Here is a 13,617-nt window from a genome sequence, read left to right as displayed (position 1 = left end):
CTTCTGTACAAGCGCCTCAACGCCATCGCCAGCCCAGTAGCCGTGTCTGCCGCACCCATGCCTGCCCCACCCCTCGCCATCGCCCTGCTCTCCGGCGGCCTGGATTCGGCTACCGCCTCGGCCCTGGCGATCGAAGCCGGTTATCAGGTGATCGGGCTGTCGCTGGATTACGGCCAACGCCATCGCCGCGAACTGCAGGCCGCGGCCGAACTGGCACCGCTCCTGGGGCTGGCTGAACACCACACCATCGCCGTCAACCTGGCCGCCTGGGGTGGCTCCGCCCTCACCGACACCGCCATCGCCGTGCCCAGCGCCGGGGTTGAGGCGGGCGTGATCCCAAGCACCTATGTGCCGGGACGCAACACCGTGTTCATCGCCCTGGCGCTGAGCCTGGCTGAGGCCCGCGGCGCCCAGAAGCTGGTGCTGGGCGTGAATGCTGTCGACTACTCCGGCTACCCCGACTGCCGTCCCGACTACCTCGAAGCCTTCCAGACCCTGGCTGAGCTGGCCAGCAAGTCCGGCCGCGAAGGCCACGCCGCCCAGCTCTGGGCACCCCTGGTGAACTGGAGCAAAACCAGGATCGTGCAAGAGGCCCGGCGGCTCGGCGTGCCGATCGAGCGCACCTGGAGCTGCTACGAGGGCGGCGAGCAGCCCTGCGGCGTGTGCGACAGCTGCCGCATCCGCGATGCCGCCCTGCTGGAAGCCGGGGTATGAGCCCGCCCCGCCACCGCGAGATCCTGCATCACCCCCTGCCCTGGCGGGATCCCTGGCCCCTGGTGCAAGCCCTGGCGGCCGAGCTGGGCAGGGAAGGTCTGGTGTGGCTCGATAGCGATGGCAGCGCCCAGGGCCCCTGCAGCCGCCTCGGCCTGGCGCCCCTGGAGCAGCGCATCTGCCGCGGCCTACCGGGGGAGAGCGGAGCCAGTGATCCCTTTGCGCTGCTGGCCGATCTGGCCGCTGGCGGCGGCCATTGGATGGGCTGGCTCAGCTACGAAGCCGGGGCCTGGGTGGAGCCGGCACCCCATTGGCAGTCGCCCGACATGGCCCTGCTCTGGGCCGCCCGCCACGACCCGGTGCTGGTGTTTGACCATGGCAGCCAGCAGCAGTGGCTGGAGGGTCAAGATCCAGCGCGGCTAAGCAGCTTCGCTGCCCTGTTGGAGCGGCTTGATCTAGGCACCGCGCCAGCGAGCCAAGCCCCGGCCGCGATCGCGCCAGCCTCCTGGCACTGGCACACCCCACCGGAGCGCTTTGCCGCCCAGGTGAAGCAAGTGTTGGCCTGGATCGCCGCCGGCGATCTTTTCCAAGCCAATCTCACCGCCTGCTGCGAGCACACCTTGTTAAGGCCCGCCGATCCCCTAGGCCTTTACGGCCGCCTGCGCGAGCTATGCGCCGCCCCGTTTGGCGGCCTGGCGATCGCCGGCGGAGCGGCGGCGGGGGAGGCGGTGCTGTCGGCTTCGCCGGAGCGATTCCTACGGGTGGGGGAAGGCGGCCAGGTGGAAACCAGGCCGATCAAGGGCACCCGGCCGCGCCATGGCGATGCCGACGCCGATGCCGACGCCGCCGCCGACCTGGTGACCAGCCCCAAGGACCGGGCCGAGAACGTGATGATCGTCGACTTACTGCGCAACGACCTGGGCCGGGTGTGCAAGCCAGGCTCGATCCAGGTGTCCCAGCTGGTAGGGCTGGAGAGCTACCGCCAGGTGCACCACCTCACCTCCGTGGTGCGGGGCCAGCTGGAGCCGGGGTTCGACACGATTGACCTGCTGCGGGCCTGCTGGCCAGGCGGTTCGATCACCGGCGCCCCCAAGATCCGCGCCTGCCAGCGCCTGCATGGCCTCGAGCCGGTGCCGCGGGGGCCCTACTGCGGCTCCCTATTCAGGATTGGCAGCGACGGCCAGTTCGACAGCAACATCCTGATCCGCTCGCTGCTGCTGCGCGGCCAGCGCCTACGGGCCCACGCCGGCTGCGGCATCGTGGCCGATTCCGACCCCGCCGCCGAAGCCGAGGAGTTGGGCTGGAAACTGCAGCCGCTGCTGGAGGCCCTGGCATGAGCGCCCCGATCGCCTGGCTGGGCGACGGCTCGGGGCAGGGGCGCTGGGGGACGCCCCAGACCCTGACCCTGCCGATCAGCGATCGGGGCCTGCAGCTGGCCGATGGCCTGTTTGAAACCCTGCTGGTGGAGGCAGGTCACGCCTGGCTGTTGGAGGAACACCTGGGCCGCTGGCAGAGCTCGGCGGCGCTGCTGGGGCTGCCGCCACCGCCAGGAGCGGCGACCGTGCAGCCCCTGATCGCTGCAGCGATCGAGCGCAGCGGCATCGGCACGGCTCTGGGCAGCAGCGGCGCCCTGCGACTCAACTGGAGCCGCGGCAGCGGTGCACGGGGCATCGACCCGCCCAGCAACTGCAGCCCCAGCTTCTGGCTGCAGCTCAGTGCCATCAAACCGTGTTTTGAGCCGGTGCGAGTGATCGTTAGTGCCACCGAAACCCGCAGCGCCACCAGCCTGCTGAGCCGCTGCAAGAGCTTCGCCTACGGGGCCTCGATCCAGGCCCGCCGCCAGGCCCTGGAGGCAGGCGCCGACGACGCCCTGCTGGCCAGCTCCGCCGGCGGCCTCTGCTGCGGCACCAGCGCCAATCTGCTGGTGTGGCGCGGGGGCTCCTGGATCACCCCGCCCCTGAGCAGCGGCTGCCTGCCGGGGGTGATGCGGCAGCGGGGTCTGGATCGGGGCCTGATCACTGAAGCCCCGGTCAACGAGGACGACCTACAGAACAGTGCAGGTGCTTTGCTGCTGAATAGCCTGGGCTGCCGGCCGATCAGCCACCTGGGCGCCCGACCGATAGCCAATCCCGCTCCATCTGGCTGCGGCAGCCAGGAGGCGGAGACGTTCTGGCGACAACTCCTGCAGGCCAGCCCATGACCCGGCGATGACCACCTCCGAACTCTCGCGCCAGCTGGGGCTGCGCAGCCTCACCCTGGCCGTGGTGACGAGCACTATCGGCTCAGGCTGGCTGTTTGCCCCCTTTTACGCCGCCCGCAGTGCCGGCCCAGCAGCCCTCGGCGCCTGGCTACTGGGCGGAATGTTGGCCTTCAGCCTGGCCCTGGTATTTGCCGAACTGGGCTCCCTGGTGAGCAGTTCCGGCGCCCTGGCCCAGATCCCCCTGCTCAGTCACGGCCGCACCGCCGGCTTCATCGGCGGCTGGAGCGCCTGGATCGCCTACCTGGCCCTGCCCACCATCGAGGTGCTGGCGGTGATGCAATACCTGGCCAGCAGCTTCCCCTGGCTAACGGCCGATGGCGGCAGCGGCCAGGTGCTTAGCGCTCCGGGCCTAGCCCTGGCCACGGCCCTGCTGGCATTGCTGGCCTGGATCAACCTGGCAGGGGTGGGCTGGCTAGCCCGCTGGATCGACGGGCTCACCGCCTGGAAACTGGCCGTACCCCTGGTGATCTCGGTCACGCTGATGCTGGCTTCAGGCCACTGGGGCAATCTCGCCGCCAGCCGCCTACCCCCGGGCGAAACCCTGCAGGGCATGGTGACGGCGATCAGTAGCGGCGGGATTTTGTTTTCGCTGCTGGGCTTTCGCACCGCCATGGATCTGGCCGGCGAAACCCGCCGTCCCCAGCGCACCGTGCCCCTGGCCATGGCCCTTGGTCTGGCCATCTCCCTTGGCATCTACCTAATCCTGCAGCTGGCCTTCCTGGTATCGATCCCCCCCGACCAGCTGGCTGGCGGCTGGGCGCGACTTGAGCTCACCGCCCACGGCGGACCCCTGGTGGCCCTGGCCATGGGCCTGGGCCTGGGCTGGGTGGCGCGGCTGCTGCTGCTAGATGCGGTGATCTCCCCCAGTGCCACCGCCATGGCCTACATGGGCGCCTCGGCGCGGGTGAGCTGGATGATGGGGCGCTGCAGGCTGCTGCCCAGCAACTTTGGGCGGCTCAACCGCCAGGCGTACCCTCAGTCGCCCTTTAGTGAGCCTGGCGATGGGGGTGTTGATGCTGCTCAGCGGCCCCAGCTGGCAAACCGTGGTGAGCTTCCTCACCGCCACCTTGATGATCGCCCTGGCCATGGGCCCGGTAAGCCTGATAGCCCTGCGCCGGCAGTTGCCCGATGCCCAGCGGGCCTACCGATTGCCCTGGGCCGGTGTCTGGTGCAGCTCCGCCTTCGTGCTGGCCACCTGGGCGATCAGCTGGTGCGGCACCAGCTCCCTGCGAGGAGCCAGCCTGATCGTGCTGGTGCCGGCCGGGCTGTTTGCCCTGGCCGATCGCCAGCACCTACGTCATGGACTTTGGTGGTTTCTGTATCTCGGCGGCATCGTGGCCATCACCTGCGTGCCGCTGGGCCTTTTAGCCCAGCTGGCTGCGCTAGCTATCTGGGCCCTGATGGTATTTCCGATCGCCACCAGCTCCCGCCTACCTCAGTTGCAACCCATGGTGGAAATGCGATAGGTGAAACCAGTGGCCGCCTGGTCTGCGCTGGCACCAATCTTGAAGTTGAGCTGGCTCACGGTTTTGCCGGGAATGGCGGGGAAGGGGCCCCACATGCGGCCGGTACCCATCTGGGGTGCAAACGACTCATTGATCACCTGCAAGCTGGAGCCGTCAGTGAACTTGAGATAGCCCTGGATGGGGTAGGTGGCACTCACCGAGGAGTTGGCGGTGAAGAAGAACTTGTAGCTGCCGTAGGGCTGAGTGACGAAGAAATCGGTGTTCCAGTTGGGGCGGCCAAAGGGATTGCCTGCACCAATCGTTTTGGTGATGATGTTGGTGGTACCGTCGCCACCCACTGGCGCCAGGAACTGGCAGGTTTGGGCCTGGACTGGAGCCAAACCGGCAACCAGGGTGGTGCTGCACAGACCGGCCGCGAAGACCGCCACAAGGGAAGGACGCATCAGATTTCTAGCTGACTTTGATCATCCTATCTATAGCCTCAAACGCTCAAGAAGCGCTGGATCATCTCCGAGCTGAGATCGGCCGTGGCGCCACTGGCCACAATGCCGCCCTTCTGCATGGCGTAATAACAGTCGGATTGGCGCACAAAACTGGCGTGATGCTCCACCAGCAACACCGAGATGCCAGTCTCTCGAATGATGCGGCTCACGGCCCGCTGGATGTCGAGCACCACCGAGGGCTGAATGCCCTCCGTGGGTTCATCGAGCAGCAACAGACGGGGCTTGCCAAGCAGGGCCCGGGCAATGGCCAGCTGCTGCTGTTGACCACCGGAGAGATCACCGCCACGGCGAGCCAGAAACTTCTCCAGCACCGGGAATAGCTCAAACACCAGCGGGTCGATATGGCGATGGCGACCCATACCCCCCGGCAGGGCTTCCAGACCCAGCAGCAGGTTTTCGCGCACGCTGAGCTGGGGGATGATCTCCCGCCCTTGGGGCACATAGCCAATGCCCGCCCGGGCGCGGCGGTGGGGGGCTAGGCCGCCGCAGTCGCTGCCTGCCAGCTCAATGCAACCGCTGCGCTGGGGCACCAGGCCGATGATCGACTTGAGCAGGGTGGTTTTGCCAACTCCATTGAGCCCGATCAGGCAGGCCATCTGACCTGGCGCGATCGATAGATCCACGTTGCGGAGAATATGGCTCTCCCCGTAATAGACGTTGAGCCCGCGCACGCTTAGCAAGCGGCTGGCCTCGCCCTGGGGTTGGGTTGTCATGGTGGCAGAAGCAGTCATACGTCGTCCTCAACGCCGAGATAAACCTCGATCACGCGGGGATCGCTCTGCACCGTCTCCATCGTGCCCTCACAGAGCACGTGACCCTCATGCAGCACGGTTACAGGGCAATCGAGCTCTCGAATGAAATCCATGTCGTGTTCGATCACCAGCACGGTGTGGTCGCCCGCAAGGCTGCGCAGCAAAGCACCGGTGCGCTCGGTCTCCTCCTCGGAAAGGCCGGCCACCGGCTCATCCACCAGCAGCACATAAGGGTCTTGGGCCAGCAACATGGCGATCTCAAGCCACTGCTTCTGGCCGTGGGAAAGGCTGCCGGCCCGCCGGGAGGCATGCGCCTCGAGACCAACCACCGCCAGCAACTCTTGAACCCGCTGGCGTTGACGGCTATCGAGGCTGCCAAGTAGCAGATTGAAAGGTGAGTGGCTGCCCTTAACAGCCAGCTCCAGATTGCGGCGAGGGCTGAGGTTTTGGTAAACGCGCGGGGTCTGAAATTTGCGCCCAATTCCGAGCCGAGCGATGCGGTGCTCGGCGATGCCTAACAACGAGCGCCCTCGAAACACCACGTCGCCTTTGGTGGGGCGCACCTTGCCTGTGATCACATCAAGGAAGGTGGTTTTACCCGCACCATTCGGGCCGATCACAGCCCGCAGCTCGCCGGGTGCCAGGGAGAGGTTGAGATCGTTGAGGGCCCAAAAACCATCGAAGCTGACGCTGACACCGCGTAGCTCCAGCAACGGGGCGACCAAAGGGACCGCAATAGACGCAGTCATGGGGCACCTCCGGGAGGAAGATCGGACCTAAAGGCCTGGCGCTCCGCCTGCGCCGCAGGGTCGAGATCCAAGCCGGGATAAGTGGGCGCCAATGCTGGCCAGCCAACCATGGCCTTGATATGGCGCGGGCCACCCTGACGCCACCAACCCACCAAGCCATCAGGCAGCGCCGTGACCACCAATAGGAACAAACCACCCTGGATAAACAGCCAGGTTTCCGGCAGTTGTTCACTCACCAGGCTCTTGGCGTAGTTGATCAACACGGCACCAAGCACTGCTCCAATCAGGGTGCCGCGGCCACCCACCGCCACCCAGATCACCATCTCAATAGAGAAAGGCACTGCCATGTATTGGGGCGACACAATGCCGGACTGCACGGTGTAGAGGGCACCGCTCACGCCAGCCATGGCTCCGGCAATGGCAAACACCAGGGTTTTGTAAGCCGTGGGGTTGTAGCCGGTGAAGCGCAGGCGCGGCTCGTCATCGCGGATGGCGATCAAGGCATCGCCAAAGCGACCACGGGTGAGCCAGCGGCAGAGCAACCACGCAGCCATCACGAACACCACAGTGAGCCAGAAAAGGTTGCGCTGCATGGCATCACTGCCCACGAGCTCCCCAAAGATCCGCGCGGTATCAGTTTTGAGGCCGTTGGTGCCATTAATCAACTTCTGCTGGCCATTAAAAAAGTTGAAAAAGACCAGCAGGGCCGCCTGGGTAAGAATCGAAAAGTAGACCCCCTTGATGCGGTTGCGAAAAACTAAATAACCAAGCACACCTGCCACCAAGGCGGGCAACACCCAAACACACAAGCCCGTAAACACAAAAGACTGAAATGGCTGCCAAAAAACAGGGAGCTGCTTAACGCCATAAAGCCCGAAAAACTCAGGCAACTCTCCAGGCGCCAGAGACAAAAGCTGCAAATGCATGCCAATGGCATAGCCACCTAGGGCAAAGAAGATGCCCTGACCCAAGCTAAGCATGCCAGTAAAACCCCAGATCAGGTCTATACCCAGGGCCACGATTCCCAGGGACAAAAACCGACCCAGCAGGTTGAGCCGGAACGGCGGCAAGATCGCCGGCAAGATCAACGCTGCTGCCACAAGCAGCAGCCACGGCAACCAGGTGCGCAATTTCGCCATGGATCAGGCCTCCACCAGCCGTCCCTTCTGCGGGAACAGGCCAGCGGGCCTGAACTGCAGGAACACGACGATCAGAGCAAACACGAGCACCTTTGCCATCGAGGTGGTGGCAAAAAATGTGATCAGCTCATTGAGGCCAGCTGGCATAGCTGGCCAGAGCAGCAGTAGGGAGCCAGAGCCGATCACATAGCTGAGCACTCCAATACCCAGGGCCGCTACAACCGTGCCGAGAAGTTTGCCAACCCCACCCAACACCACCACCATGAAGCAGTCAACGATGTAGTTGCCGCCAAGGTTTGGGCCCACCGAGCCAAGCAAAGTCACAGCCACTCCAGCCACTCCAGCAAGGCCCGATCCCACCAAAAAGGTGAGCGCATCGACGGTTTCGGTGGGAATCCCCAGGCAGTCGCTCATCGAACGATTTTGGGTAACGGCCCGGATGCGAATCCCCCAAACGCTCTTCTGCAGAAACCAATGGACCGCCACAAGGGCAATCGCCGTAAGAGCAACAATGAACAAGCGTGCCGTTGGCATATTTACACCGCCAAGTTCAACCGAACCCCGCAACCAAAGCGGAGCAGTGACGTCTAGGTTGCGAGCGCTAAACCAAGGCTGATCCAACACCCGAACACCACCTAGCCCGTTAGCCAAGATGATGCCAATTAGGCCAGAAATTACCCAGCTAGCCACTGCAAGCAATGGGGTCCAGCGCCGTTGAGCCCAGGAGCTGGGCCACAGCCGTGGTGCTAGCAACCCCAGGGCCACGGCCACCACAAGCCCCACAACAAAAGCACTGCTCACGGAGCGCACAAATTGCTGCAAAATCAGGCTTACCCCCCAAGTTGCCAAGAGAGTTTCCAACGGCCTGCCATATAGGCGCCGAATCACGGTTTTTTCTAGCAGCAAGCCAGCTAAACCACTCACTAAAAAAGCAAGCGGTATCGCCACCAAAATGTAGATGGGGAAAAGACCCGCCAGAGGGCCATTTTTAAATAGGTTTTGCACCACGAAGGTGGTGTAAGCCCCGAGCATCATCAACTCGCCGTGGGCCATGTTGATGACCCCCATCAAGCCAAAGACTACGGCCAAGCCAAGGGCGGCCAGCACCAGCACCGAACCGATGGCTAAGCCATTGAAGAGTGTGTCGTAAAGAAGATCCATGGCGCCCAACAGGGCTCGGCAAGGGAAAGAAAAAGAAAAACGAAGTGAAAAGGGGGAGCTAAGCTCCCCCCACCTGAAGTCAATAGGAAAGCCGAAGGCTCACATCTTGAACTTGCCAGCATCAGGACGATCCTGGGTCCAATCGCAGGTGTATCCCTTGGTTTCGGGAACAAACTGGTTCCAGGCAATCGGCTTGAGCACACCCTTGTTCTCGATGATCTTGAACATGCCGTCCTTTTGGACCTCACCAATCATCACCAGCTCGGTGGTGTGGTGATTGGGCTGCACCTCGATCTTGCCCTGGGGGGCATCGAAAGTCACACCGATTAGCGCCTTGCGTACTGCGTTGTCGTCAACGCTATTGGCCTTCTCCGCTCCAGCGGCCCAGAGGTAGACCATGTTGTAGGCGGATTCAGCCGGGTCGTTGGTGACCCGATTCTCGCCGTACTTGGCCTTGAAATCAGTAGTGAACTTCTTGGAAGCCGGGGTGTCGAGACTCTGGAAGAAGTTCCAGGCCGCATAGGTGCCTTCCAGATATTCGGGGCCAATTGCCGCAACCTCCTCCTCAGCAATTGAGAAGCTCATGATCGAGTAGCCATTGGCAGGGGTGATGCCAGCAGCCTTCATCTGCTTGAAGAAGGCGACGTTGCTGTCACCGTTCAGGGTGTTGACAATCACGCCACCCTTGGGCAGGGCCTGCTTGATCTTGGCAATGATCGGAGCCACCTCGGTGTTTCCAAGCGGCAGGTAGTCCTCACCCACCAGATTGCCGCCCTCAACCTTGAGCTGCTCCTTCATGATCGTGTTCGCGGTGCGCGGATACACGTAATCGGAGCCCACTAGGAAGAAGTCCTTGCCCTTGTTCTTGAGCAGCCAGGAGACAGCCGGCTCAGCCTGCTGATTGGGTGTAGCACCGCTGTAGAAGATGTTCTTGGAGCACTCCTGACCTTCGTACTGGATCGGATAGAAGAGGAAGTGATCCTTGGCCTCAAACACAGGCAGCATCGCCTTGCGGCTAGCTGAGGTCCAGCCACCAAACACCACAGCCACCTGATCCTGATCGATCAGTTTTTTGGCTTTCTCAGCGAAGGTGGGCCAATCAGAGGCACCATCCTCTTCGACGGGAACAATCTTCAGCTTCTTGCCATCGATGGTGATCCCGCCCTTGGCGTTGATCTCCTCGATCGCCATCAACTCAGCTTCAGCCACCGTGTTTTCGGAGATGGCCATGGTGCCGGAGCGGGAATGCAGAATCCCCACCTTCACTTCACCGTCGAAATCGCCAGAGGCTTTTTCGCCGCCGCCGCCGCAGGCCACCAGCGAAAGGCTGGCTGCCATCGCCGTAGCACCAGCGACATAACGCATGGTGGTTTTGCGCATCAGGAAAGACTTCATAAAAACTCCTACGGAAAACCGCTGAATGTCCCGCTGCGATTTAGCGGTAGGTGGAAGGTATCCAGTAGTCACACTTTGGCTTTGTAGTGGTTGCTACGGTTCCCTAAAAAGCAAGCCAATTAGGGCAGCTGGGCCCACAAAAACTTCTCTACCGCCTCAAGTCCTTCGCCGCTGCGGATGTTGGTGAAGCACCAAGGGCGCCCAGGGCGCATGCGTTCGGTGTCGGCTGCCATCACCTCGAGGCTGGCTCCCACCATGGGCGCCAGGTCGATCTTGTTGATCACCAGCAGGTCTGAGCGGGTGATCCCCGGGCCGCCCTTGCGAGGGATTTTGTCGCCGGCGGCCACATCGATTACATAAATGCAGAGGTCCACGAGCTCGGGGCTGAAGCTGGCGGCCAGGTTGTCGCCACCGCTCTCCACCAGCACCAGATCCAGATCGGGGAAGGCCGCCTCCAGCTCGGCCACCGCCGCCCGGTTGATCGAACAGTCCTCGCGGATGGCGGTGTGGGGGCAGCCACCGGTTTCGACGCCGCGGATGCGCTCGGGTTCAAGGGCCCCAGCTCGGGTGAGGAACTGGGCATCCTCCTGGGTGTAGATGTCGTTGGTGACAACCGCCAGCTGCAGGCGATCGCGCAGCCGCCGGCAGAGGGCCTCCACCAGGGCGGTTTTGCCCGAGCCCACCGGCCCGGCCACGCCCACCCGCAGCTTGCTCATCCGATCCGCTCAGCTGCGAAACAGCCTGGAGTACAGCTCGACGTGGCGCAACTGGGCCAGACCCGCACCCACACCACCGCTCCAGAGCTGATCGGGATCGGCAGCCGCCAGTTCGAGGGCCCGCTTGGCAATCAAAGGCGCCAAACCCAGCTGCAGGCGCTGGGCCTCGGTAGGCCCAAGAGGCACCAGCCGCAACGCCGCACTGAGCTGGTTTGCCACCCAGCCATATAAATAGGCCTCCACCAGCTCGGTGGCGCCAACCTCCAAGGCGCGGCCCGCCAGGGCAAAGGCTGCCGGCCAGGCCAGGTTCAAGGCGGGCGGATTGAAGCCGAGGTCGGCTAGTAGCCCAAGCAGCGAAGCGCCCATCTGGCGCTGCTGGGCGCGCACCTCCGCCGCCTCCCGCAGGGCCAGCAACCAGCTATCGCGCTCGCGCAATTCGGCTGCCTCAGCCACCAGCAAACCGGGCAAACTGGCCGCCTCCAGCACCAAGGTGCCGCGCTGCAGCTCAGCCTCCAGCCAGGCCCTGACCCCAGCCCCGTCCAGCAAAAGCCCGCGCTGCACCAGCACCTCCAAGCCCTCCGAATAACTGAAGGCCCCCACCGGCAGCGCTGGGCTGATCAGCTGAAACAAGCGCAACCGGCTAGTGGTCATGGCTATGGCTGTGGCCGTGGATGGGGCCGTAGGCACCGGACTCGGGCTGAAAGGGAGCTTGCAGCTGGCCCACCTGCAGGCCGCGATGCTCCAGCAGGTGGGCCAGCACGGAATCGGCGAGCAGGCGCAACTCACCAGCCCTAATCTCCATGGCCACGTGGCGATTGCCAAGGTGATAGGCGGCCTGGAGCAGGGCCAGGGGATCGGCGCTGCGCACCTGCAACAGCTCCTCCGCAGCCGCCCGCACCTGGACCAGCGGTTCAGCAACCGTGGCGGCCAGCCACTCACCAGGTTCCAGGGCTGCCCCCCGGGGCAGCTGCAGCAGCACCTGCCTGCCACAGGCTGTGCAACGCAACCCCCGCAGCTGGGTGCGCTCCACCGCCGAAAGGGCAAGCACCAAGGCAGGAACGGCCCCCGGGCTGGCGGCCAGCCCGCGCTCACGCAGCACCAAAGGCCGGTCAGCAGGCTCGGAGCTGGCCATCGCCGGGTGCACCATGGTCTCTAAACAGCATGCCTGGTGAATCATCCCAACACCATTGCGGCAGGCCGCTGGCACGGCGCCGCTGAGCTGGAGTTCACGGCCCGGCAGGGCAGTCCGGGAGAGCCGCCGGTCACGGTGCATCAGGGCTGGGCTACATCCCCTCTGAAATTGCAACGGGCCTACCCCCAGGTAGACGGCCGCTGCGAATTGCCCCTCCTGCACACCGCCGGCGGCCTGGTGGGGGGCGACCAACTCACCCTGCGGGCCCACCTCGCCCCAGGTAGCCAAGCCCTGCTCACCAGCGTGGCGGCCCAGAAAGTGTATGGCACGGTGGGGCGGTCCCGTTTGGTGCCGCAGGGCCAGTGGGCCCGCCAAAGTTTGCACTTCAGCCTTGAAGCCGGCAGCGACCTGGAATGGCTGCCCCAGGAGCTGGTGCTGTTTGCCGGCGGACTGCTGGAGCAGAACCTCACGGTGGAGCTGGCGGCGGGGGCCAGCTGGCTGGGCATGGACGTCGTACGGCTGGGCCGCAGCGCCGCCGGCGAAACCCTGGGCCAGGGCTGCTGGCGTTCACGGCTGCAGGTTTGTCGCCGCGGCCCCGAAGGTCGCCGCTGGGAGCTGGTGGATCCCCTGGAAATCAGCGGCGCCAGCCTCGCTGCAGAACACGGCATGGCGGGCCAACCGGTACTGGGATCGCTGGTGTGGGCAGCGCCGCAGCCCCTGGGGGCCGCTGCCCTAGCCCAGCTACTGGCCAACTGCCGCAGTGACCGCCAGGGGCTGGAGGGCGACCTGGCCTGCGGAGCCCTGGATCAGGGCCTGATCGCCCGCTACCGCGGCCCTTCCAGTCAGGCAGCCCGGTTTTGGTTCACCAGGGTATGGGCCCGGATCCGGGCCGCACGCGGCCTCAGCGCCCCAGAACTGCCGCGGGTATGGCCCTTCCAGGAACAGCCCTTGGGTTCAGGCTGAACGGGTCAAGGCGCCCTAAAGCTGCCAAAGTTGGGCCATGCACCTAACCCCCCAGGAAAAGGACAAGCTGCTGATCGTCACCGCCGCCCTGCTGGCGGAGCGGCGGCTCAACCGCGGCCTCAAGCTGAATCACCCCGAGGCCGTTGCCTGGCTCAGCTTCCAGGTGATCGAGGGCGCCCGGGACGGCAAGACCGTTGCCGCCCTGATGGCCGAGGGCAGCACCTGGCTGAGCCGTGAACAGGTGATGGAGGGCATTCCGGAGCTGGTAAGCGAAGTGCAGATCGAAGCGATGTTTCCCGACGGCACCAAGCTCGTGACCCTGCACGACCCGATCCGCTGATCACCGAAAACCATGCCCCCCCTGATCCCTGGTGAACTACTGCCCGAACCCGGTGAGATCGTGCTGAACGCCGGCCGGCCCGTGACAACGCTGCTTGTGGCCAACAGCGGCGACCGGCCCGTGCAGGTGGGCTCCCACTTCCATTTCCACGAAGCCAACAGCGCGCTCAAATTTGACCGCGACGCCGCCCGCGGCCTGCGGCTCGACATCCCCGCCGGCACGGCTATTCGCTTCGAGCCCGGCGACAGCCGCGAGGTGCAGCTGGTGCCCTTCGCCGGCGAGCGCCGCGTCTTCGGCTTCAACGGCCTGGTCAACGGACCGCTCGATTAA

The 13,617-nt window shown here is 64.4% G+C and carries 15 protein-coding genes; 7 read left to right on the top strand and 8 right to left on the bottom strand.

What is annotated here, in order from left to right:
- Positions 1–57: 57 nt before the first annotated feature.
- The 4 genes from queC to C7K55_RS06645 are packed head-to-tail and all read left to right on the top strand — an operon-like array spanning position 58 to position 4,895.
- Complete coding sequence (queC, locus tag C7K55_RS06660; protein WP_106502732.1) at positions 58–714, top strand: 7-cyano-7-deazaguanine synthase QueC; 657 nt, start codon at positions 58–60, stop codon at positions 712–714.
- Positions 711–2,048 (top strand): anthranilate synthase component I family protein, encoded by a 1,338-nt coding sequence (locus C7K55_RS06655; RefSeq protein ID WP_106502644.1) that lies wholly within the window; start codon positions 711–713, stop codon positions 2,046–2,048. The genes queC and C7K55_RS06655 overlap by 4 nt, the downstream gene beginning before the upstream one ends.
- Positions 2,045–2,911: an aminotransferase class IV gene (locus C7K55_RS06650; RefSeq protein ID WP_106502643.1), complete on the top strand. Its 867-nt coding sequence runs from the start codon at positions 2,045–2,047 to the stop codon at positions 2,909–2,911. The genes C7K55_RS06655 and C7K55_RS06650 overlap by 4 nt, the downstream gene beginning before the upstream one ends.
- A 7-nt stretch (positions 2,912–2,918) precedes the next feature.
- Positions 2,919–4,895 carry an APC family permease gene (locus tag C7K55_RS06645; RefSeq protein WP_315856796.1) on the top strand — a complete coding sequence of 659 codons (1,977 nt, stop codon included), beginning with the start codon at positions 2,919–2,921 and terminating at the stop codon, positions 4,893–4,895.
- A gap of 23 nt (positions 4,896–4,918) precedes the next feature.
- On the opposite strand, the gene urtE is transcribed toward C7K55_RS06645, so the two are convergent.
- From urtE to ureE, 8 genes are all read right to left on the bottom strand, one after another.
- Entirely contained in the window at positions 4,919–5,671 is a 753-nt protein-coding gene (gene urtE / locus C7K55_RS06635; RefSeq protein WP_241518232.1) for an urea ABC transporter ATP-binding subunit UrtE, read from the bottom strand.
- On the bottom strand, positions 5,668–6,417 hold the full coding sequence (gene urtD / locus C7K55_RS06630; protein ID WP_106502640.1) for an urea ABC transporter ATP-binding protein UrtD: 750 nt from the start codon (positions 6,415–6,417) through the stop codon (positions 5,668–5,670). The genes urtE and urtD overlap by 4 nt, the downstream gene beginning before the upstream one ends.
- A 20-nt stretch (positions 6,418–6,437) precedes the next feature.
- Complete coding sequence (gene urtC, locus C7K55_RS06625) at positions 6,438–7,580, bottom strand: urea ABC transporter permease subunit UrtC (RefSeq protein WP_106502639.1); 1,143 nt, start codon at positions 7,578–7,580, stop codon at positions 6,438–6,440.
- Positions 7,581–7,583: 3 nt separating this feature from the next.
- Positions 7,584–8,741, bottom strand: coding sequence for an urea ABC transporter permease subunit UrtB (gene urtB, locus C7K55_RS06620; RefSeq protein ID WP_106502638.1), 1,158 nt, complete (start codon positions 8,739–8,741; stop codon positions 7,584–7,586).
- Between the two features lie 99 nt (positions 8,742–8,840).
- Positions 8,841–10,136: an urea ABC transporter substrate-binding protein gene (urtA, locus tag C7K55_RS06615; RefSeq protein WP_396094840.1), complete on the bottom strand. Its 1,296-nt coding sequence runs from the start codon at positions 10,134–10,136 to the stop codon at positions 8,841–8,843.
- 119 nt (positions 10,137–10,255) lie between these two features.
- Positions 10,256–10,852 (bottom strand): urease accessory protein UreG, encoded by a 597-nt coding sequence (gene ureG / locus C7K55_RS06610; RefSeq protein WP_106502637.1) that lies wholly within the window; start codon positions 10,850–10,852, stop codon positions 10,256–10,258.
- Positions 10,853–10,861: 9 nt separating this feature from the next.
- A complete protein-coding gene (locus tag C7K55_RS06605) occupies positions 10,862–11,503 on the bottom strand; it encodes an urease accessory protein UreF (protein WP_106502636.1) in 642 nt (213 codons plus the stop codon).
- On the bottom strand, positions 11,493–11,984 hold the full coding sequence (gene ureE, locus C7K55_RS06600; RefSeq protein WP_106502730.1) for an urease accessory protein UreE: 492 nt from the start codon (positions 11,982–11,984) through the stop codon (positions 11,493–11,495). Before ureE ends, C7K55_RS06605 begins: the two co-directional genes overlap by 11 nt.
- A gap of 36 nt (positions 11,985–12,020) precedes the next feature.
- Between ureE and C7K55_RS06595 the strand changes: the two genes are divergently transcribed.
- The 3 genes from C7K55_RS06595 to C7K55_RS06585 are packed head-to-tail and all read left to right on the top strand — an operon-like array spanning position 12,021 to position 13,617.
- Entirely contained in the window at positions 12,021–12,947 is a 927-nt protein-coding gene (locus C7K55_RS06595; RefSeq protein WP_396094839.1) for an urease accessory protein UreD, read from the top strand.
- A gap of 37 nt (positions 12,948–12,984) precedes the next feature.
- A complete protein-coding gene (locus C7K55_RS06590; protein WP_106502635.1) occupies positions 12,985–13,287 on the top strand; it encodes an urease subunit gamma in 303 nt (100 codons plus the stop codon).
- A 12-nt stretch (positions 13,288–13,299) separates the two neighbouring features.
- A complete protein-coding gene (locus C7K55_RS06585; RefSeq protein WP_106502634.1) occupies positions 13,300–13,617 on the top strand; it encodes an urease subunit beta in 318 nt (105 codons plus the stop codon).

It is taken from the genome of Cyanobium usitatum str. Tous (genome assembly GCF_003011885.1).
Lineage (GTDB): Bacteria > Cyanobacteriota > Cyanobacteriia > PCC-6307 > Cyanobiaceae > Cyanobium_A > Cyanobium_A usitatum.
This window is presented reverse-complemented; position numbering and strand designations above follow the sequence as displayed.